Source organism: Streptomyces sp. BBFR102, from assembly GCF_051397025.1.
GTDB lineage: Bacteria > Actinomycetota > Actinomycetes > Streptomycetales > Streptomycetaceae > Streptomyces.
Map to the genome: position 1 here is coordinate 5,545,323 of NZ_CP195757.1, position 21,387 is coordinate 5,566,709.

The window sequence follows — 21,387 nt, forward strand, 5'->3', positions numbered from 1 at the left end:
CTCCGGGTGGACGCTGACGGCTCATCCGGTCGGGCGGAGGCGCAGGAGCACGTCCTCGTCCCCGACGCCGTCGAGCCGCAGCGTCACCTGGGTGCCGTCCAGGGGCAGACCCGCGCGGAGGCAGGCGTAGACGACCGCCGCGGGCAGCCCCGGGTCCAGGACGGGGCCGGTGGCGGAGACCTCCACGACGCGGCCGTCCCGGAGACCGACGAGGTGGCCGCCCCCGCGTACCGCCGACGCCGCGAGCAGGCTGCCGGGCAGCTGGGCGAGGGTGTCCGCGGTCCAGCGCAGCGCCCCCACGGCCGTCGGCGACGGGTGCCGCCGGACGAGTACGGAGGCGCTCTCGGTCAGCCGCCGGTCGCGTTCGTCGTCCGCGCACGCCAGGTGGGAGAAGAACGCGGCCGACTCCGGGGGAGTCTCGGCGTGCGCCGCGACCGAGGCCGGGACGCGGCTCACGGTGACGGCCGGACCGGCGTCCTCGCTGACGCCGGTGTCCACCTGCCACGAGGTGACCGCAGCAGTGGGCGGGTCGGGGACCGGCAGCACTGGGGAGACGGGCGGCGCGGACGGCGGCTCCGGGAGCTTCAACAGTTCGTAGAGGACGGTACGGAGCTTCGCGAGGGCGTGCCCCGGCTCGGCGAAGCCCTGTGCCGCGACGTCGGCGTAGCGCGCGGGGGAGTGCGCCTGTACGGCGTCCTCCACCTGCTGGAGCGGGTCCGCCCGAGGGTCGAGCCGGGGGGCGAGCGAAGCCAGGCGGTGCACCGCCGTGCCCGGCACCGCGTCGGTGCCGAAGGCGGCCAGCAGCAAGGGCTTGCCCAGGGACGCCCCGTACAGCGTCACCGAGCCGTGATCGCCCACCACCACGTCCGCGGCGACCAGGGCGGGCCGCCACGCGTGCACCGTCGGCATCAGCAGCAGTCCGGCCTCCAGGGCGGCGGCCTGAAGGGTGCGGGTCAGCCAGGCGCCGTGCGCCGACCACACGTTGGGGTGGACGATGGCGCCGACCCGGTGGCTGTCCACCGGCAGGGATGCCAGCAGACGGGCGAGCAGATCGGGGTGGCGCCCCAGGAGCGAGGTCGGCCCCCAGGTCGAACTCACCATGACCAGGCGCTGATGCTCCGCGACACCCAGCGCCTCCCGGTACGCCGCCCGGTGGCCCCTGCTCCCGGCCAGTTCGTCGAAGCACGGGTCACCGACCAGGAGGGTGCGCCCGGCCGCCTTCGGGTGCGTGGCCAGCAGCTGCTCCTCCTGCGAGGGATGCGAGACCGCGAGCCAGGCGCGTCCCGATTCCAGCAGCGAGTCCGGCACGACGCCCGAGAGCCGCTCCCGCGCACTGCGCGAATCGGGTACGAGCTTCTGGAAGCCGACCCCGTGCGGCAGCACCAGCACGGGGCAGTCGCCCTCCGGCACCTCGATGTTCTCGCTGGCCGAGAGGATCAGGTCGGGGCCGAGGTGCCCCAGCTGCTCCCAGGGGGCGACCCGGCAGCCGGCCGCCCGCAGCAGGTCCAGGACGCCGTCGCTGAAGGCGGAGGTCGGGTCGTAGGCGAAGACGACCGACACGCGGGCGTCGTCGCGCAGGAGCGCCGGGAGGGTTTCGAGCACCCGTACGGTCGAGGTGACCGTACGGGCCGCGACGATCAGGGTGCGTGCACCGGAGAAGGTGTTCCAGCGACGGGCGTCCCGCCCCGCCGGCACACGCAGCGGTTGGCTAGCGAACAAGGCGGCCCCCTCCAGCACACCCACGCCGACAGTCAGTCAACTCGCGGTTCGCGGTTCGCGGTTCGCGGTTCGCGGTTCGCGGTTCGCGGTTCGCGGTTCGCGGTTCGCGGTTCGCGGTTCGCGGTTCGCGGTTCGCGGTTCGCGGTTCGCGGTTCGCGGTTCGCGGTTCGCGGTTATGGTGCCCGTATCGCATCTCAAGCCGGTTAGCAATCTTCTGGGCCTTAGCGGTCGGGGGCCTGTGTCTGAACTCGTACACGGTAACCAACCTCGCCGGCCGGGTACGTCGTCGGCGGCGGTCCCGGCGGTCGTGAACCGGGTTGTCGCGGCGGGCGGTCACCGTGCTGTGGTCGATGCCGGCCGGTGGAACGGGCGCCGGCAGGACCACGGTGGCCGCCGCGCGGGCCGGGACGTCTCCGCGGGTCCGCTGCGCGCCTGCTGGGCGGGGCTCCGCTCGGCACTGGTGGAGGCGGCCCGCGCCGCGCCGGCCGCCGATCCCCGCGGTACACGGACCCTCACCGACCGGGCGCCTGAGGGGCGCCGGCGCGATCACCGGCCCGGGCCCGGGTGCCGCCGCCCCAGATGTCGCCTCCACCGCCGCGCGCCGAACGGGACGAACCACCCGCAGGCCCCCCGGTCAGGCAGCTTTCGCCCGACCCGCGTTGCCGGGGCGCGGTGCGCTGCGGCTAGTTTGGGTGCGGGACAGGTACGTGGGCCCGTGGTGGCAGAGCCGCGCGGGGGAGGGGAGATCCGGAAGAGTGTCGCTGCGCGGAGGTGACCCGGCCGAGATCGGTGGCTATCCGGTCGAGGCGCGGCTCGGGTCGGGGGGAATGGGCACGGTCTTCCTGGCCCGTACGAGTTCGGGACGGCCCGTCGCGATCAAGCTGATCCATCAGCAGTTCGCGGGGGACGAGGAGTTCCGCATCCGCTTCCGGCAGGAGGTGGCCGCGGCGCGGCGGGTCAGCGGCGCGTTCACCGCCGCTGTGGTCGACGCCGCCCCCGAGGCCGAGCAGCCGTGGATGGCGACGACGTACATCGAGGGGGACACGCTCGCCCAGCACATCGCCGCCGCCGGCCCGTTGGGCGGGACGGAGCTGCGCAGACTGGCCATCGGGCTGGCGGAGGCGCTGCGCGACATCCACCGGGTGGGGGTCGTCCACCGCGACCTGAAGCCCTCGAACGTCGTGCTCTCGCCCGAGGGCCCGCGCGTCATCGACTTCGGCATCTCGCGCGCCGCGGACCAGCAGACACTGACCATGACGGGCCGGGTCATCGGTACACCGCCCTTCATGTCCCCGGAGCAGTTGCAGGCGCCGCGCGGCGTCGGACCCGCCTCCGACGTCTTCTCGCTCGGGACGCTGCTGGTGTACGCCGCGACGGGCAGCGGCCCCTTCGACGCGGACAGCCCGTACATGACGGCGTACCAGGTGGTGCACGAGGAGCCGTCGCTGGGGGCGGTGCCCGAGGTGCTGCGCACGGTCGTCGAGTCGTGCCTGGACAAGGAGGCCGCCGGCCGCCCCTCCGCCGGCGAACTCCTCGTACTGCTGCGGGACCTGCCCGGCGACCTCGGCGGGCCCGGCCCCACCGGGACGCGCGCCGGGCGTACCCGCGACGTGATCACCGAGCAGCACGACGCGCTGCCCACCCCGGTACCCACCGCGGGGGCCGCCCCTCCGGCCGAACCCGGCACGGCGGGCTCCGGCACCTCCGTCGGCCGCCGGCTGCGCGACCGGTGGCGGCCCGTCCTCGCCGCGGCGGTCGCGGTGGCGGCCATCGCCGGAGGAGTGGCCGCGCTCCAGCCGGGCGGACCGGACGGGGACGGCGGCGGCGACCAGGCCGGGAGTGTCGCGGAGCCGACCGCCCCGCTGCCGAAGGGCTTCAAGCCGTGGCAGGAGACCGTGGTGGGCGGCACCCCGGACGCCCCCGACGAACTGCGGTGCGTCGCGCGCGGCGACGCGCTGTTCTGCGGCGGCGGCAGCGTCGTCGCCACCCGCGTCAACGTCCGCGACGGCTCGCGGGAGTGGACGGCGAAGAGCCCGGGCGTCCCCCGCCAGGGCTCCTACTTCGTGGGCGCCACCGACGACACGGTGCTCGGTTACCGCTTCCCCGCCGAGGACGCGTCCTGGGACCCGGAGCACGAGGTGGTGGCGCTCGACGCGGACGACGGACGGGAGCTGTGGTCCGCGCCGATCGGTGCCTGGTCCAGGGCGGTCGCCGGCCGGAGCCTGGACGCCGTCGTGACGGGTTCCGCCGTCCTCGTGGTCGACGCCGCCGACTCCCACATCGAGGCGCGGGACGTACGCAGCGGTGACGTCACCTGGTCGACGCCGTTCCCCTCCGGCACTCGCTGCACGCCCGTCCAGGCCGGCCGCCGACTCCTCGCGATGTGCGCGCTGGACGGGGAACTCGACGATTCCGAGGTGCGCCATCCCGCCCTGTACCCGCTCGACCGTGCGTCGGGGAAGCTGGGCAGGCCCATCGCCTTCGACGGCCCGGCCACGCTGGTGGGCGACGCCGACGGCGACCTCGTCCTCCTCCGGGAAGTACGGGAGCGAACGGGGACCGTCGGCTACGACGGCATCGTGCGCGTCGACCCGGCCACCCGCGAGGTCGCCTACGCCCGCCTGAAGCGGACGTACGACGGGACGCTCGCCGTAGTGGACGGCCTCGTCTACCTGACCGCGCAGACCGGACGCGTCACCGCGCTCGACCCCGTGACCGGCCACGAGAAGTGGGTGCGGCAGACGACCGTGGAAGGGGCCTCCGGCCCCGTCGCCGGTGACGGGGTGCTGTACTTCAGCTCGGCCACCGGCCGGGTGGTGGCCCTGGCCCAGGACGACGGGAAGGTCCTGTGGTCCACGGACCCCCGGGTCGACGCGTTCACAGGTGGTGGAGAGTCGCTCCCCCGGACGATCCTCGCCGGCCGGGCGCTGGTCGTGGCAGCCGACGAGAACACCCTCTTCGCCTTCGACGCCCGAAACCCGCCGGAGCCGAGCTGAAACCCGCTCCCGGCGGCGCCCGCACCGTGTACCGGCCGGCGCCGCCGCACCGGCCCGCTCAGTGGACGCGTGTGACCTCGCCGTCCTCGGGGGCGCCGGCACCCAGGCTCTCGGAGAGCCAGGAGTCGATGGCCAGGGCCGTGGTCCGTGAGTGCTCCTCCAGCACGGTGAAGTGGTCGCCGTCCACGGTGACCTCGGCGTGCGGCAGGAGCCACGGCGAGGCCGGTTCGATGCCGGGCAGCCGGTCCGCGGCCCGGACGAAGAGGGTGGGGGCCCTGAGGGCAGCGGGCCGCCACCCGGCGTAGAGCTCCAGATAGCCGGCCATCGCGGTGAGCCGGTCGGTCCCCACCGAGGCGAACTGCGCGGCGTTGTCCAGCATGCCCGCCGTCATCGCCGAGAGGGCGGGCCCGTTGGCACCGGCGCCGCCGGGCCCGCCCTCCTCGGTGGGGTAGGTGTCGATGAGGACGACCCCGGACGGCGCCGGACCCGTGCTCTCCAGCTCCTCGGCCACCGCGTGCGCCACCCATCCGCCGGCGGAGCGTCCGACCAGCACGAACGGTTCGCCGTCCGCGCAGACGCGCACGGCGGCGGCCTGCGCCGCCACGAAGGCGGCCAGGGTGGCGGGCAGCCGTTCCCCGGGCAGGAACCCCGGGTTCGGCAGGACCGCGACCGGCCGCCGGTCCTGGAGAGCCGGCCCGAAGCGGGCGTACTCGTGCGGTCCGGAGAGGGCGCTGACGGCGGGGAAGCAGATCAGGCGCGGGCCGGTGCCCCCGGTCGCGAGGGTGAGGGCGGGGGCGGGCGGCGCCTGCGCGCCGGCCGCCTCGAACACCTCACGGAAACGCGCCGCGATGGTGAGGAGGACCATCCCGTCCCATGCCTTGCCCCGGGCGCACGCCGTGCGGAAGAGCGCGGCCAAGGAGTCCCCCGACCCGCCCTTCGGAGCGGGCGCCTCCGGTGCGGCCCCGCTCGGCCGTGACGGCGCGGGGACGGGCACCGAGGGGGTGTCCTCGGGCCAGTGGTCCGCCAGGTGGCCGGCGACCCCGCGCGGGGTCGGGTGGTCGAACAGGAGCGTGGCCGGCAGGGGGAGCCCGGTCAGCGCGGCCAGCCGGTTGCGCAACTCGACCGCCGCCAACGAGTCGAGTCCCAGCTCCGGCAGTGCCCGGTCCGGCTCGACCGCCGCCTCCTGCGAGCCGTGGCCGAGGACGAGCGCGGCCTCCTCCCGTACCCGCGCGAGGAGCAGCGCACCGCGCTCACTCGCGGGAGCGGCGGCCAGCCGCCGACGGGAGGAGTCGTCCCCCGCGGTGGCGGGCCCGGTGGACGAGGGGGCCTGCCTCCGCGTGGGTCCGTGTCCCGGCAGACGGGAGAGCGGCGCCCCAAAGGGCGCGGCGGCGGACGGTTCCAGACGCGCCGCCACCACGGCCGCGTCCGGCCCGGCGACGGCGGCGTCGAAGAGCGCCAGCCCTTCCCCGGTCCGCAGCGGGACGAAACCGGATCGGGTCATCCGGCGCAGATCCGCCTCCCGCAGCGTCGCCGTCATCCCGCCGCTCTGCTGCCACGGTCCCCAGGCGAGCGAGACGCCGGGCAGCCCCAGCGCCCGGCGGTGGAGCGCCAGCGCGTCCAGGAACGCGTTGGCCGCCGCGTAGTTGGCCTGACCGCCGGAGCCGAACACCCCGGCCACCGACGAGAAGAGCGCGAACACCGCCAGGCCGCTGTCGCGTGTCAGGTCGTGCAGGGCGAGGCCGGCGTCCACCTTCGGGCGCAGGACACGGGCCAGCCGCTCCCCGGTGAGCGCCGGGACCACCCCGTCGTCCAGGACCCCGGCGGTGTGCACCACGCCGGTCAGCGGGTGCGCCTTCGGAACGCTCGCCAGCAGTGCGGCCAGCGCCGCCCGGTCGGCCACGTCGCAGGCGGCGACCGTCACCTCGGCGCCCAACTTGGTGAGTTCGGCCCGCAGGCCGACGGCGTCGGGCGCGGCCTCCCCTCGCCGACTGGCCAGCAGCAGGTGGCGCACCCCGTGCTCCACCACGAGGTGCCGGGCGAACTCCATGCCCAGCGAGCCGGAACCGCCGGTCACCAGTACGGTGCCGTCCGGGTCCAGCCGGCGCGACGCGCTCCCGTCCGCGCCCGCCGCCTTCAGCGAGGCGCGCACCAGGCGGGGGACGTACACGACGCCGTGCCGCACGGCCGTCTGCGGCTCGGGGCTCGACAGGGCCCGGGCCAGTGCCTCTGCCGAGGCCGGGTCGCCGTCGGCGTCGACCAGCGAGAAGCGGCCCGGGTTCTCGGTCTGCGCCGAGCGCAGCAGCCCCCACACCGGCGCGTGGACGAGGGCGTTCCCGCCGTCGGCCGCGCCGGGCCCCGCGCCGGGCCCCGCGCCGGGCCCCGTGCCGGTGGTGACGGCCCCCGAGGTCAGGACGACCAGCCGGGAGTGGGCGAGCCGTTCCTCGGCCGGCCACTCCCGCGCCAGCCGCAGAGCCCAGCCGGCGGCACGGTGCGCGGCCGACGCCGCATCCTCCTTCGCCGCGGGCGGCGGCGGACAGGCGATCACGACGTCCGGCGCGTCGGCCGCCGCCGAGGCCGTGTCGGCGTAGGCCACGGGCCGCAAGCCCGCCTGTCCGAGCGCGTCGCGCAGCCGGGGACCGGGGTCGCCCAGGAGCCCGTACGCGGTGGGGCGGGGCGGCTGCGGGTCGTCCGGCAGCGGTGTCCACTCCAGGCGGAACAGTCCGTCGGCGGGCGGGCGTACGCCGCTCGGCCGCTCGGGGCCGAGCGGCCGCAGGGCGAGGGAGTCCACCGTGGCCACCGGCGCCCCGGTCCCGTCGGACAGCTCCAGCCGGGCCCGGTCCCGCTCTGGCCAGGAGACCCGGACCCGCAGGGTGCGGGCGCCGGACGCGTGCAGCCGCACCCCGCTGAAGGCGAACGGGAGCGACAGCTCCGCCCCCGCCTCCCCGCCGGTGGCGGCCCGGCCCAGTGTCAGGGTGTGCAGGGCCGCGTCGAGCAGCGCCGGGTGCAGGACGAACCGGCCGGAGTCCGCCTCCTCGCCCTGCGGGAGGGCGACCTCGGCGAGCAGGTCCTCGCCCAGCCGCCAGGCGGCCCGAAGGCCCTGGAAGGCCGGCCCGTAGCGGAGCCCGCCACGTGCCAGCCGCGCGTAGAGGCCGCCGTCCGCCCCGGCGCCGAGCGGCAGCGGGACGGCGTCCGGCGGGGGCCAGGGGGACGGCGCGGCCACCGGGTCCGGCTGTCGCGCGGCGGTGTGCCCGGCAGGGGACAGGATGCCGCGGGCGTGGCGGGTCCACGGACCGCCCGTGTCCCCGGGGGTGTGCGGCCGGGAGTGGAATGTCACGGTCCGGCGTCCGTCCGGCTCCGCCCCCGCCACCTTCACCTGCAACTCGACGGTCTCCTCCGGTGGCAGCGGCAGCGGTGCCGTCAGCGTCAGTTCCGCCAGCACCCAGGCGCCCACCCGGTCACCGGCGTGGATCGCCAGGTCGACGAAGGCCGTCGCGGGCAGGAGCACCGTGTCCCGCACCGCGTGGTCGGCGAGCCACGGGTGCGCGCGTGAGGACAGCAGACCGCTCAGCAGCAGGCCGTCGTCGTCCGCCGTCCGCGTCGCCGACCGCAGGAACGGGTGCGGCTCGGTGCCCGGCTCGGCGGCCGTGTCGGGGGCGTCGGCCTCCAGCCAGTACCGCTCGCGTTGGAACGCGTAGGTGGGCAGCGCCGTACGCTGTGCGCCCCGACCGGCGAAGACGGCGCGCCAGTCCACCTCCAGCCCGTGGGCGTGCAGCGCCGCCACGGTGGTCAGCAACGCCCCGGTCTCCGGCCGTGGGCCGCGCAGGGCCGGGAGCACCAGCGGGGCGGTGCCGTCCGCGTCGCCGCCGCCCGAGGGCGCCGGGAGGCCGGCGGAGAGGCACTCGCGTGCGAGCCCGGTGAGCACCGCGTCCGGGCCGAGTTCCACGAAGTGCGTGGCGCCGCGCTCGCGCGCGTACCGCACGGTGTCGGCGAAGCGGACCGGCCGGCGGACGTGGTCCGTCCAGAACGAGGGCGAGCACAGTTCCTCGGTGGTCGCGGGCCGGCCGGCCACCGCCATGACCAGGGGGAGCGTCGGCGGGGAAAAGGTGACCCCCCGGGCGACGTGGGCGAACGCGTCGAGTACGGGGTCCATACGGGCCGAGTGGAACGCGTGGCTCACCCGCAGGCGACGCGCCTCGCGGCCCCGCTCGCGCCAGTACGCGACGGCCTCCAGCACGGCGGGTTCGTCGCCGGAGACGACCACCGAACCGCCGTTCACCGCCGCGATGTCCACCGCGCCCGCCCCGTCGGCCCGTTCGGCGAGATACGCGGCGACCTCCGCCTCCCCGGCCCGCACCGAGGCCATCGCCCCGCCGGCCGGCAGCGCGTCCATCAGCCGGCCCCGCGCCGCGACCAGGGCGCAGGCGTCCGCCAGGGACAGCACCCCGGCGACATGGGCCGCCGCCAGTTCGCCGACCGAGTGCCCCGCCACCAGGCCGGGGCGTAGGCCCCAGGACTCCAGCAGCCGGAAGAGGGAGACCTCCAGGGCGAACAGGGCGGGCTGCGTGAAGCGCGTCGTGTGCAGGAGCGCACCCGCCGGGGTCTCCTCGGCGGCGAGGACCACGTCCCGCAACGGCTCGGGCAGCAGAGGGTCGAGCAGGGCGCAGATCTCGTCGAACGAGCGGGCGTAGACCGGGTGGTCGGCGTACAACTCCCGCCCCATACCGGCCCGTTGGCTGCCCTGCCCGGTGAACAGGAAGGCCGGTGGGCCCGGTCGGCGCGGACCGCCCGTGCTCAGGCCCGGGTGGGCATGGCCCTGCGCCAGCGCGTCGAGCTGGGCGAGGAGCCCGTCCCGGTCGGCGGCGAGCAGCGCCGCGCGGTGCTCGAAGGCGGCGCGCGTCGTGGCCAGCGAGAAGCCGAGGTCCAGCAGCTCCGCCTCCGGGTGCTCCGCCACATGGGCGCGCAGCCGGCGGGCCTGCGCCCGCAGCGCGGACGCGCTCCGCGCCGACACCGGGAACGGCACGGGCGTGGGCCCGCCCGCCGTCTTCTGCACGGTCGCGGCTGCCCCCCGCGCACGGTGCGGCCTGCCGGGCTCCTGCGGCGGTGCCTGCTCCAGGACCACATGGGCGTTGGTCCCGCTGATCCCGAAGGAGGACACGCCCGCCCGCCGGGGCCGCCCGGTACGGGGCCAGGGCACCGGACGGGTCAGCAGCGCCACCGCCCCCGACGACCAGTCGACCGCGGGATTGGGTTCCTCGGCGTGGAGCGTGCGCGGCAGGACGCCGTGCTCCATCGCCTGGACCGTCTTGATCACGGCGGCCATGCCCGCAGCCGCCTGCGTGTGCCCGATGTTCGACTTCACCGAGCCGAGCCACAGCGGGTGTTCCCGCGCGCCGGCCCGCCCGTAGGCCGCCAGGAACGCCTCCGCCTCGATGACGTCGCCGAGCCGGGTCCCCGTGCCGTGCGCCTCCACCACGTCGATCTCCCCGGGGGACAGCCGCGCGTCGGCCAGGGCCTGCCGGATCACCCGCTGCTGGGCCGGGCCGTGCGGCGCGGTGAGGCCGTTGCTCGCACCGTCCTGGCTGACCGCGGAACCCCGCACCACGGCCAGGACCCGCAGCCCCGCCCGCCGGGCCCGCGACAACCGCGTCACCAGCACCATCCCGGCGCCCTCGGCCCACCCGGTGCCATCGGCCCCCGCCCCGAACGCCTTGCAGCGGCCGTCCGGGGCGAGCGCGCGCTGCCTGCTGAACTCGACGAACGCGTGCGGCGCCGACATCACCGTGGCACCCCCGGCGAGCGCCATCGAGCACTCGCCCCGGCGCACCGCCTGGACCGCCAGGTGCAGCGCCACCAGGGACGACGAGCACGCCGTGTCCACCGTGACCGCCGGGCCCTCCAGGCCCAGGAGGTAGGCGATGCGGCCGGAGGCGACGCTGCCCGCGTTGCCGATGCCGAGGTAGCCCTCCACCTGCCGGGGCGTGCGGGCGAAGCGGTTGGCGTAGTCGCTGTACATGAGCCCCGCGTAGACACCGGTGGGCGTGGAGCGCATGGTGCCGGGATCGATGCCCGCGTGTTCGAAGGTCTCCCAGGCGAGTTCGAGGAGCAGCCGGTGCTGCGGGTCCATGGCGAGCGCTTCGCGCGGCGAGATCCCGAAGAAGGCCGCGTCGAAGCGGTCCACGCCGGAGAGGAAGCCTCCCTCGCGCACGTAGGTGCGTCCCGCCTGCCCCGGGTCCGGGTCGTACAGCCCTTCGAGGTCCCACTGCCGGTCGGTGGGGAAGGGGGTGATCGCGTCGGTGCCCTCGGCGACGAGGTGCCACAGGTCCTCGGGGCTCTCCACCCCGCCGGGGAAGCGGCAGGCCATGCCGACGACGACCACCGGGTCCTCCTCGGGGCCGGGCTCCTGCGGGCGGCCGGTCGCGGCGGGTTCCGTGCCGCCGGAGAGCCGCGCCCGCAGATGCGCCGCCAGCTCCGCGGCGGTGGGGAAGTCGAAGGGCGCGGCCTCGGACAGCGTGAGCCCGGCCGCCGCGGACAGGCGGTCGCACAGCTGGGCCGACGTCAGCGAGTCCAGCCCCAGGTCGCGGAAGGCGGCGTTCGGCTCCACCTCGTCCACCGGGCAGCCGAGCACGGCGGCGGCCTCGGCCCGCACCAGGGCCGTCAGCTCCGCCGCCCCCGCCCGAGAGGACGGGCGGGTCCCCTCGGGTACGGGGCGCGTGGGCAGTCCGGCGAGCGCGAACCGCTGGACCTTGCCCGAGGCGGTACGCGGGATCTCGTCCACCTCGTGGAGGACGGCGGGCACCTTGTACGGGGTCAGCTGCTCCCGGCAGGCGGCGAGCACCGCGCCCCGGTCGGGACCGCCGGTGTGGGCCGGGACCAGATAGGCGGCCGGGACCTCCCCGAGCGCCGCGTCCGCGAGGCCGGCCACGGCGGCGTCCCGGACCCCGGGTACGGCCAGCAGGACCGCCTCCACCTCGGCGGGGTGGATGTTCTGCCCGGCCCGGATGATCACCTCGCTGACCCGGCCGGTGAGGGTGATCTCGCCGTCGCCGTCGATCCGGGCGAGGTCACCGGTGCGGTACCACCCGTCGCGCAGCACCTCGGCGGTCTCCTCGGGCCGCCGGTGGTACCCGGTCATCACCCCCGGGCCGGAGACCCACAACTCGCCCTCTTCCGAGGCGTGGTGGGCCCCGCCGTCGCCGATCCGGGCCCGCATCCCCGGCAGCACGCGGCCGCAGGAGCCCGCCACCCGCGCGGCACCGGGGGCGGTCATGGTCACGGGCCCCGTCTCGGTGCTGCCGTAGTGATCGAGGAAGGGGACCCCGCACGCCTCCTCGAAGGCGCGCTGGAAGGCGGGGGAGGCCGCCGCGCCCCCGCTGAGGCAGCCGCGCAGCGCCGGTGCCCCGAGCCCGCCGTCACCGACAGCCTCCAGGAGCCGGCTGTACGTCGCCGGCACCCCGGCCAGCAGCGTGTACGGCTCGTCGGTCCGCCGCAGTTCGGCCAGGACACCGGTCGCGGAGAACCGCGGCAGGAGCATGGCGGACGCCCCGGTCGCGGTCACTGCGAGGACGCACAGCAACTGGCCCAGCGCGTGGTGCAGGGGGAGCGGCCAGAGCAGGCGGTCCTCCGCGCGCAGGCCGAGGACGCCCGCGATACCGGCGGCCACCGACGACAGCCGGCTGCGCTGGGTGGACAGCACCCCCTTGGGCAGGCCGGTCGACCCGGAGGTGTAGAGGAGCCAGGCCACCTCGTCCAGCCCGAGGTCGTCGGGGGCCGGTACGGGCGGCTCCGTACCGGCCAGGGCCGCGTACGACAGCAGGCCCTCCTCAGCGGGCGAGCCGTCGCGCGCCCCCGGCGCCGGGGCCTGCCGCGTACCGGCGTCGGCGACGAGCACCACGCTCAGCCCGGCGCGCTCCTCCAGCAGCGGCAGCAGCCGGTCCAGGCAGGACCGGTCGGTGACGACGAGGCGGGCTCCGCTGTCGTCCAGCAGGTGCGCCAGTTCGGCGGTGGTGCTCCGCGCGTCCAGCGGCACTCCGACCGCGCCCGCCCTGACCACGGCGAGGAGGCTCTCGACCGCCTCCACCCGGCTGCCCAGCAGGATCGCCGCCCGCTCCCCGTGCCCCAGGCCGTGGGCGGCGAGATGCCCCGCCAGCCGTCCCGTGCGCACCTCCAGTTCCTGGTACGTCACCCGGGAGTGGCCGTCCTGGAAAGCGGTCCTCGCGCCATGGCGCCGGGCGTTCTCCCGGAGCAGCTCCGGCAGCGGGCGGACGAGGGCCGTGTGGACTGTCACCAGGATGAACGCTTCCTCTGGGTGCGGTAGTTGGCGTCGATCACGATAGACGACGGGTAGCCGCAGGTGACACGGGCCGCGGGGGCGGGCCCTGCCGGAAGGGGCCGGTCCCTCACACGTCGCCGAACAGGCGCGGCGTCGGCTGGTGCCACTGCCGCAGACCGGGGAGGTGTCCGGCCCCGGGCGGGCCCCAGCTCCCGGGCGCGTAGGGGAGCGGGGGCTCGGGCGGGTCCAGGACGGGGCCGACGATCCGCCAGGACTCCATGATGGTCGGGAGGAAGGCGAAGTACTCGGCGTTGCCCATGGTGGCGCCCAGCAGGATGGCCTCGTAGGGCAGCTGCTGGCGGCCGAGCACCCGCTCGAAGTCGACGCCGACGGGCACGGTCACCGCGGTGCCGTCGGCGTCCGGCTTGCGGAGCATCAGCTCCGCGCGGATGCCGGTGTCGCCGTCCACGCGGAAGCGGATGATGTTGGCGGGCGTGCCCCCGTCGCCCACGCCGAACAGCTCCAGCGGCGGCTTGCGCAGTTCGACGACGACCTCGGTGGCGGTGACGGCCAGCTCCTTTCCGCTGCGCAGGTAGAAGGGGACGCCCGCCCACCGCCAGTTGTCCACGAAGAGGCGGGTCGCGACGTACGTCTCCGTGGTGGAGCCGGGGGCGACCCCCTCGATCTCCTGGTACCCCTCGTACTGGCCGCGCACCGTGTCGGCCGGGTCCATGGCGCGGGTGGCGCGCAGCACCCGCCACTTCTCCAGCCCCAGGGCGGAACTCTCGCTGACGCCGGGCGGCTCCATCGCCAGGTAGGTGAGGATCTCCAGCATGTGGTTCTGCACGACGTCGCGCACGCAGCCGACCGGGTCGTAGAACGAGCCCCGGTCGGCGACCCCGAAGGTCTCGGCCAGGGTGATCTGGACGTTGTCCACGTAGGTGCGGTGCCAGATGGGGGCCAGCAGCGTGTTGGCGAAGCGGGCCACCATCAGGCCCTCCACGGCCTCCGAGCCGAGGAAGTGGTCCACCCGCAGCAGGTGCGCGCTGTCGAAGTGCTCGCTCAGCTCCTCCTGGAGCCGCTGCGCCGAGTCCGTGTCGTGCCCGAACGGCTTCTCCACCACGAGGCGCGCGTCGCGGTTCAGGCCGGCCCGCGCCAGGGCGCCGGCCACGGTGGTGAACAGGGACGGGGGAACGGCCAGGTAGTACGCGACGAAGCCGGCCCCGGACACCGCCTGGCGCAGTCTGGTGAAGGTGGCGTCCTCGGTGATGTCCCCGACGACCATGGAGAGGCGGCCCGCCAGCCGTTCGAGGACCGCCGGGTCCGCGTTCGGGACGGCCTCGGTGACGGCCTGCCGCGCGTGCGCACGCAGCGTCTCGTCGTCCCAGTGCCGCGAGGCGACGCCGACGACCGGCACGGTGAGCTCGCCCCGCGCGGTCAGGTGGTACAGGGCGGGCAGCAGCATCTTGCGCGCCAGGTCGCCGGTGATGCCGAACAGGACCAGGGCGTCGGCCCGCTCCAGGTCGAACGGGGTGTAGGGGGTCTCTTCTCGCATCGGGGTTCTTCCTTCCACAGTCGGCCGGCGGGGTGTTGCCCGTACGCCGCGGGTGCTACCGCCGCGCTCTGAAGCGCTGGTGGAGGGCCCGGTCGATCGCGTCGGCGTCGCGGTCCTTCGTCTCCGGGAGGTACCTGGCGACGAAGGCGAAGGCGAGGACGCAGATCACGGCGAAGATCCAGAAGGTCTCGCCCTGGCCGAGCGCGGAGGCCAGAGGGAGGAAGGTGAGGCTGACCGCGAAGTTCGACACCCAGTTGACGGCGGTGGAGGCGCTCGACCCCGCGGCGCGCACGGAGGGCGGGAACACCTCGCCGACCAAGGTCCAGAACACCGGCCCCAGACCGCCGGCGTAGGCCGCGATGTACACCACCATGAACAGCAGCGTCAGCCCCGACCCCAGGTCCACGACGAACGACAGCCCCAGCAGGAGGAGGGAGACCGCCATCACGGCGAGTGAGACCAGCACCAGGGGACGCCGCCCGGCCCGGTCGACCAGACGGAGCGCCACCACGGTCATGACCAGGTTGATGACGCCGATGCAGACCGAGTAGAGGATCGAGTTCGAGGCGCTGAGCCCGGTCCGCTCGATGATGGTGGGCGCGTAGTAGATGATCGTGTTGATCCCGCCCAGCTGCTGGACCGCCGCCAGGGTGAGGCCGATGACCAGGGCGGGGCGGACGTCAGGCGTCAGCAACTTCTTCCTGCCCGCACCCCGCTCGCGCGCCGCGCTCTCCTCGGCCGCCCGCCGGCGCGCGCGGCCGACCACCTCGTCGGCCGCGTCCCTCCCGATGAGCGCGGTGATGCCGCGGTGGGCCGCCTCGGTGTGCCCGTGGGCGATGAGCCACTGCGGCGACTCCGGCAGCAGCCAGAGCGCTGCGGCGAGCAGCAGTGCGGCGGGGATCGCGCCGACCGCGAACATCCCCCGCCACTGCTCGCCGGCGGAGAAGGCGAGGTTGACGAGGTAGGCGACGAGGATGCCCAGGGTGATCATCAGCTGGTTCAGGGTGAGCAGCCGGCCGCGGACTGCCGGCGGGGAGATCTCGGAGAGGTAGACCGGCACCGTCGACGAGGCGGCCCCCACCGAGAGGCCGAGCACGATCCGGCCGGTCAGCAGCATGGCGAAGCCGTCGGCGAGGGTGACGACCGCCGTCCCGCCCAGGAACACCAGGGCGACCAGGACCAGAGTCCTGCGCCGGCCGATCCGGTCGGCCAGCCGCCCGCTCAGCAGGGCGCCGAAGACCGCCCCGATCAGCAGCACGCTCACGACACTGCTCTGCTGGAGGGAGCTGAGGGCGAGGTCCTTCCTGATGTAGAGCAGCGCGCCGGAGATGACACCGGTGTCGAAGCCGAAGAGGAACCCGCCCAGCGCGATGGCTCCGGCCCACAGGGTGATCTTCCGGGCGGCCCGCCTCGGCACGTCGTCCAGAGGGCCGTGGGTACCGGGTTCCCGGGAGAAGCCCTGCGCCATGTCCGTCCCTCGATCGCTCGGCCGTACCCCCTGGGGTGCATCCTGACCGCGGAAGGGCCGCGCGGAAACCGGGGTGGCCGGATCGGGCTAACGCTCCGGCGCGCCGCCGAGCCCGCCTCCGTCCGGGCCGCTCGCCCGCCGTTCTCGCAGGCCAGGGCCTCGGGGCCGGCGCCAGGCCCGATAGACTGGGCCGCATGGTCCGTCCGTCCGCCGACGAGGCAGGCCCCGGGATGTGGCGGCGCGAAGAGGGCACCGAGGTGCGCCGGGGCGCGGTACTTCCGGAGCAGGCGCCCTTCGCGATCCTCTCCGAGTCCCAGGTGCCGCGTGTCCCCACGGAGTGGGCGCCGCACGCACACCCGCGCCACGAGTTGGTCTGGGTGCGCGGGGGGACGCTGACCTCCCGTGCGGCCGACCGGATCTTCACGGTCTCCGAGGGGTACGGGCTGTGGATGCCCGCCGGAACGGTGCACGGCGGCCGGGCGACGGCGGGCGCGGAGTTCCACGACGCCTTCTTCGCCCCCGAACGCACGCCGTTCGAGGCTCTGGAACCGGTGGCGATCGTCATGACGCCGCTGCTCGCCTCGCTGCTGGCCCACCTGTCCCGCTCGGACCTCGAAGCGGCGGCCCGGTCCCGTGCGGAGGCCGTCGTCTTCGACGTGCTCCGGCCCGCGGAGCACCAGTTCGCGCTGCAACTGCCCGGCGACCCGCGCATCGACCCGATCGCCGAGGCCCTGCTGGACGATCCCGGCGACGGCCGCTCGCTGGAGGAGTGGGCGCGCGAGCTGGGCACCAGTGACCGTACGGTCACCCGCGCCTTCCGCCACACGACCGGCCTCTCCTTCGCCCAGTGGCGCCAGCTGCTCCGTGCCCACCAGGCGCTGATCCTGCTCTCCGCGGGCCACGACGTGACGACCGTCTCCGAGCTGCTCGGCTACGCGCAGCCCAGCTCCTTCATCGCCGCGTTCCGGCGCGTGATGGGGACGACGCCGGGTGCCTTCTTCGGCGGGGCCGGGGATGATCCGGGGCATGTCCGGAATCCCGTACCGGGTGTCCAGAACCCCTGATTGTCGACGCGGCGGGCGGAATATACTCTTCCTGGAGTTAGGTGACCCTTAGTTGTTGCTCGCCGCGCAGGGCGCTGCCCCTGCGCGAGAGCCCGCGGCCCGGCCGGCGACGTCCGGACGGAGGGTGCCGCAGTCCCACCCCTCCGACCCTCCGGACCCCGCCATGTTCACCAGCCCCTTCCGGCGCGACGGCAGCCCCGACGCCGTCCCCGCCGCACCGGCCACCGTCCTGCACGGGCACGACCTGCTGCTGCGGTACGGCGGCACGCCGGTCGTGCACGGCGTCTCCCTCACCCTGGAACCCGGCCGCGCCACCGCCCTGGTCGGGCCGAACGGCAGCGGGAAGTCCACCCTGCTGCGGGCGCTCGCCCGGCTGCATCCCGTGGAAGGCGGCCGGGTGGCGCTCGGTGCCCCCGGCGGGCCACCCGAGCGCGACGCGGCCCTCCTCAGCTCCCGCCAGTTCGCCCGCGAGGTCACGCTCTTCTCCCAGTCCCGGCCCGCGCCCCAGGGGCTGACCGTCCGCGAGGTGGTCGCCTTCGGACGCCACCCCTACCGGCGGGGCTTCGGCGGGACGACCCCCGAGGACCGTGCCGCCGTCGACCACGCCATGGGCGTCACCGGCGTACGGGACATGGCCGACCGGCAGGTCGGGGAGCTGAGCGGCGGAGAGATGCAGCGTGTCTGGCTCGCCGCCTGCCTCGCCCAGGACACCGGCGTGGTCCTGCTGGACGAGCCCACCAACCACCTGGACCTGCGCTACCAGTTCGAGACGCTCGACCTGGTCCGCGACCTCGTCGACGAGCACGGCATCGCGGTCGGCGTGGTCCTGCACGACCTCGACCACGCCTCCCGCGTCGCGGACACCCTCGTCCTGATGCGCGCCGGACGCGTCCACGCGGCCGGCCCTCCCACCGAGGTCCTCACCGCCGAGAACATCGCCGAGGTCTACGACATCCGCGTCGAGGTGACCGCCGATCCCGGTACGGGCCGCCTCCGCATCGACCCCCTCGGGCGGCGCTCCGCCTGACGCGGCGCACCCGCCGCCCGGACGCGCACACCTTCGCAAGAGAACAGAAGAAAGAGGACCCTTCCATGAACCGTGCCCGTCGCCTGGCGGCGTCAGCCTCCACCGGGCTCGCCCTCCTGCTCGCAACGGCCTGCGGCACGACCGACGTCGACGCGCCCGGGGCCGACGCGAGCGCCGACGCGGCCCCCGCGTCGAAGAGCTGCGCCGACGACACCACGGCCACCTCGACCGGGCCCGTCTCCTTCAAGGACGGCGTCGGCCGCACGGTGAAGCTCGACAAGCCCGCCGAGCGGATCGCGGTCCTCGAATGGCAGCAGGTCGAGGACGCCCTCACCCTCTGCGTCACCCCCACCGCGGTCTCCGACGCCAAGGGGTACAGCACCTGGGTCAGCGCCGAGAAGCTGCCCGGCGGGGTGACCGACATCGGCACCCGTGAGGAGCCCGACCTCGACACCCTCTACGCCGCCAAGCCCGACCTCATCGTCGTGGAGGCGTTCGACGCCGACGACGAGACCATCGCCAAGCTGGAGAAGCGCGGCGTCCCCGTGATGGCCACCCGCGGGGCGAACCCCAAGGACCCGATCGGGAACATGCGCGAGGTGTTCAGCATGATCGGCGAGGCCACCGGACGCACCGAACGCGCCGACCAGGTGCTCAAGGAGTTCGACGAGCACCTCGCGACGGCCAAGCAGAAGGTCGCCGACGCCGACCTGCCGACCAAGGACTTCCTGTTCTTCGACGGCTGGCTGCAGGGCGGCAACCTCACCATCCGCCCCTACAGCGACGGCGCCCTGTTCACCGAGATAGGCAAGGAACTCGGCATGAAGCCGGCGTGGGACGCCAAGGTGGACAAGGACCACGGCGACGGCGGCGTCGACCCCTCCTACGGGCTCGCCCAGACCGACGTCGAAGGACTCGCCGCGGTCGGTGACGCCAACCTCTTCTACGCCAACGACGAGGGCGCCGGCGGCTATGTCGAGGCGCTCGGGAAGAACCCGATCTGGAAGAGCATCCCGGCCGTCGAGGAAGGCCGCGCCCACGCCTTCCCCGCCCGGGTCTGGGGCGCCGGCGGCCCCCGCTCCTGCGCGCAGGCGATCGACGCCTACGTCGACGTCCTCGACAAGAAGTGAGCACCGTAGGGACCACGGCACCCGTGACCGGGCCGCCGCCGCGCACCGAGCGCGGCGGCGGCCCCGCCGGGGCGGCCGTCCTCGCCGTCCTCCTCCTCGCCACCGCCCTGGTGGGCCTGTGGCACCTGACGCAGGGCACCTCGGGCGTCGGCTTCGGCGACCTGCTGGGCCACCTCGTCGGCGAACAGCACACCGGCGGGGCGCCGGTCGGCGAGATCTTCACCGGCTCGCGCCTGCCCCGCCTGCTCGCGGGCGTCGCGGTCGGCTTCGCGCTCGGCTCGGCCGGCGCGCTGCTCCAGTCCGTCACGCACAACGCGCTCGCCTCCCCCGACACCCTCGCGGTCACCGCCGGGGCCTACTTCACGCTGACGCTCGTCGCCGCCTTCGGCCTCGCCGTCCCGCTGTGGGCCTCCGGGGCCGCGGCCTTCGCCGGCGGCCTGGTCGCCGCCGCCCTTGTCCTGCTCCTCGCGGGACGGGCCGCGGGAACCACGGGGACCCGCCTCGTCCTCGCCGGATCGGCGATCGCGCTGGCCCTGGACGCGGCGACCGGGATGCTCCTCATCCTGTTCAACCAGAACACCACCGGGCTCTTCGCCTGGGGCAACGGCTCCCTCGCCCAGCTGAACATCGACGCCTCCCTGCGCGCCGTCCCCCTGATCGCCGTGGCGGTCTGCGTCGCGCTGGCCCTCTCCCGTCGCCTGGACGTGATGAACCTCGGCGACGACGCCGCCTCCACCCTCGGCGTGCCGATCCGGAGCACCCGGGTGATCGCGGTGGTCTGCGCGGTCCTGCTGACCGGTACGGCGGTGACCCTTGCCGGGCCGATCTCCTTCGTCGGCCTCGGCGCCCCCGTCCTGGCCCGCCTGATCGCCGGCCGGGTCCGCGCGCTCCGCCGCCACCTGCTGCTGGTGCCCGCCGCCGGACTCCTCGGCGCCCTGCTCATCCTGCTCGCGGACGCGGTCCTGCGCGCGATCCAGGGCGCGGACGGGGCCGCCGCCATCCCCACCGGCGTGCCCACCGCACTGCTGGGCGCCGTGGTGATCGTGGTCCTCGCGCTGCGCCTGCGCGACACCGGCCAGGTCCGGCAGCCGCCGGCGGCGCGGGTCGCCGCCCGGTCGCGCCGCGGCTTCCTGCTCGTGGTGTCGGGCTCGGTGGTGGCCCTGGCCGGGGCGGTCCTGGTGGCCGTACTGGCGGGGAGCCTCTGGCTGCGGACCGGGGACCTCGCGCTCTGGATCAGCGGCACGGCCCCCGAGCTGATCGGGCAGGCGCTCGACGACCGGGTCCCGCGTGTCCTCGCCGCCGTCCTCGCCGGCGCCGCCCTCGGACTGGCCGGGTGCGTCGTGCAGGGCGCGGTCCGCAACCCGCTCGCCGAGCCGGGCGTCCTCGGCATCACGGCCGGCGCCGGGCTGGGCGCGGCGGCCGTCGTCACCTCGGACCTGCCCGGCGGCCGGCCGGTGCTGATCATGGTCGCGGTCGCGGCGGGGCTCGCCACCTTCGCGGTGATCGCCCTGCTGGCCTGGCGCGGCGGCTTCCTGCCGGACCGGTTCGTGCTGATCGGCATCGGCTGCGGCTACGGCCTCACCTCCGTCACGACCTTCCTCCTGCTGCGAGCCGACCCCTACAACACGCCCCGCATCTTCACCTGGCTCTCCGGCACCACCTACGGCCGCACCCTGCCCGACGTCGTCCCGGTCGCCCTCGCCCTGGCGCTCGCGCTGCCCCTGCTGCTGGCCATGCGCGGCCCGCTCGACCTGCTCGCCGTCGACGAGGACACCCCGCGCATCGTCGGCGTCAAGGTGGAACGCACCCGTGTCGCCGCCCTGGCCGTCGCGGCGGTGCTCGCGGCGGTCAGCGTGGTCGCCATCGGCGTCGTCGGCTTCGTGGGGCTCGTCGCCCCCCACCTCGCCCGCGCTCTGGTGGGCGCCCGGCACGGCCGTGCGATCCCGGTCGCGATGCTGCTCGGCGCCGTGCTGGTGTGCGTCGCCGACACTCTCGGCCGCACACTCGTCGCCCCCGCCCAGCTGCCGGCCGGCCTGATGATCGCCCTGGTCGGTGCGCCGTACTTCGTCTGGGTGCTCCGGAGATCCCGCGCATGACGCCGTACGACCCCACCGGCGTGTCCGTGAACCGCCCTCACCCGCCACCTCCCCCCAGGAGCC

The 21,387-nt window shown here is 75.3% G+C and carries 9 protein-coding genes; 5 read left to right on the top strand and 4 right to left on the bottom strand.

Annotation, left to right across the window (positions count from 1 at the left end; translation table 11 throughout):
* Nucleotides 1-21 precede the first annotated feature (21 nt).
* Nucleotides 22-1,695: a hypothetical protein gene (locus ACSLIC_RS24455; protein ID WP_436740469.1), complete on the bottom strand. Its 1,674-nt coding sequence runs from the start codon at nt 1,693-1,695 to the stop codon at nt 22-24.
* A gap of 779 nt (nt 1,696-2,474) precedes the next feature.
* On the opposite strand from ACSLIC_RS24455, the gene ACSLIC_RS24460 reads away from it, so the two are divergent.
* Complete coding sequence (locus ACSLIC_RS24460) at nt 2,475-4,715, top strand: serine/threonine-protein kinase (RefSeq protein WP_436739859.1); 2,241 nt, start codon at nt 2,475-2,477, stop codon at nt 4,713-4,715.
* A 58-nt stretch (nt 4,716-4,773) separates the two neighbouring features.
* Here ACSLIC_RS24460 and ACSLIC_RS24465 read toward each other — a convergent pair whose 3' ends face one another.
* The 3 genes from ACSLIC_RS24465 to ACSLIC_RS24475 all read right to left on the bottom strand — a co-directional run bounded on the left by ACSLIC_RS24465 (nt 4,774) and on the right by ACSLIC_RS24475 (nt 16,007).
* Nucleotides 4,774-12,999, bottom strand: coding sequence for a type I polyketide synthase (locus tag ACSLIC_RS24465; protein WP_436739860.1), 8,226 nt, complete (start codon nt 12,997-12,999; stop codon nt 4,774-4,776).
* Nucleotides 13,000-13,111: 112 nt separating this feature from the next.
* Nucleotides 13,112-14,539, bottom strand: coding sequence for a glucose-6-phosphate dehydrogenase (zwf, locus tag ACSLIC_RS24470; protein WP_436739861.1), 1,428 nt, complete (start codon nt 14,537-14,539; stop codon nt 13,112-13,114).
* A gap of 55 nt (nt 14,540-14,594) precedes the next feature.
* The gene (locus ACSLIC_RS24475) at nt 14,595-16,007 is read right to left on the bottom strand and encodes a sugar porter family MFS transporter (protein ID WP_436739862.1); all 1,413 of its coding nucleotides are present in this window, start codon (nt 16,005-16,007) and stop codon (nt 14,595-14,597) included.
* Nucleotides 16,008-16,237: 230 nt separating this feature from the next.
* Here ACSLIC_RS24475 and ACSLIC_RS24480 point away from each other — a divergent pair, with 230 nt between their 5' ends.
* The 4 genes from ACSLIC_RS24480 (at nt 16,238) to ACSLIC_RS24495 (ending at nt 21,324) form a co-directional block, all read left to right on the top strand.
* Entirely contained in the window at nt 16,238-17,071 is an 834-nt protein-coding gene (locus tag ACSLIC_RS24480) for a helix-turn-helix domain-containing protein (RefSeq protein WP_436740470.1), read from the top strand.
* Between the two features lie 163 nt (nt 17,072-17,234).
* On the top strand, nt 17,235-18,098 hold the full coding sequence (locus tag ACSLIC_RS24485) for an ABC transporter ATP-binding protein (RefSeq protein WP_436739863.1): 864 nt from the start codon (nt 17,235-17,237) through the stop codon (nt 18,096-18,098).
* 65 nt (nt 18,099-18,163) lie between these two features.
* Nucleotides 18,164-19,228, top strand: coding sequence for an iron-siderophore ABC transporter substrate-binding protein (locus ACSLIC_RS24490; RefSeq protein ID WP_436739864.1), 1,065 nt, complete (start codon nt 18,164-18,166; stop codon nt 19,226-19,228).
* A gap of 23 nt (nt 19,229-19,251) precedes the next feature.
* Entirely contained in the window at nt 19,252-21,324 is a 2,073-nt protein-coding gene (locus ACSLIC_RS24495) for an iron ABC transporter permease (RefSeq protein ID WP_436739865.1), read from the top strand.
* Nucleotides 21,325-21,387 lie beyond the last annotated feature (63 nt).

Bases quoted from the DNA above. Each gene is read 5' to 3' on its own strand.
- ACSLIC_RS24480 (WP_436740470.1), top strand. From the start codon at position 16,238: ATGTGGCGGCGCGAAGAGGGCACCGAGGTGCGCCGGGGCGCGGTACTT.
- ACSLIC_RS24485 (WP_436739863.1), top strand. From the start codon at position 17,235: ATGTTCACCAGCCCCTTCCGGCGCGACGGCAGCCCCGACGCCGTCCCC.
- zwf (WP_436739861.1), bottom strand. From the start codon at position 14,539: ATGCGAGAAGAGACCCCCTACACCCCGTTCGACCTGGAGCGGGCCGAC.
- ACSLIC_RS24490 (WP_436739864.1), top strand. From the start codon at position 18,164: ATGAACCGTGCCCGTCGCCTGGCGGCGTCAGCCTCCACCGGGCTCGCC.
- ACSLIC_RS24475 (WP_436739862.1), bottom strand. From the start codon at position 16,007: ATGGCGCAGGGCTTCTCCCGGGAACCCGGTACCCACGGCCCTCTGGAC.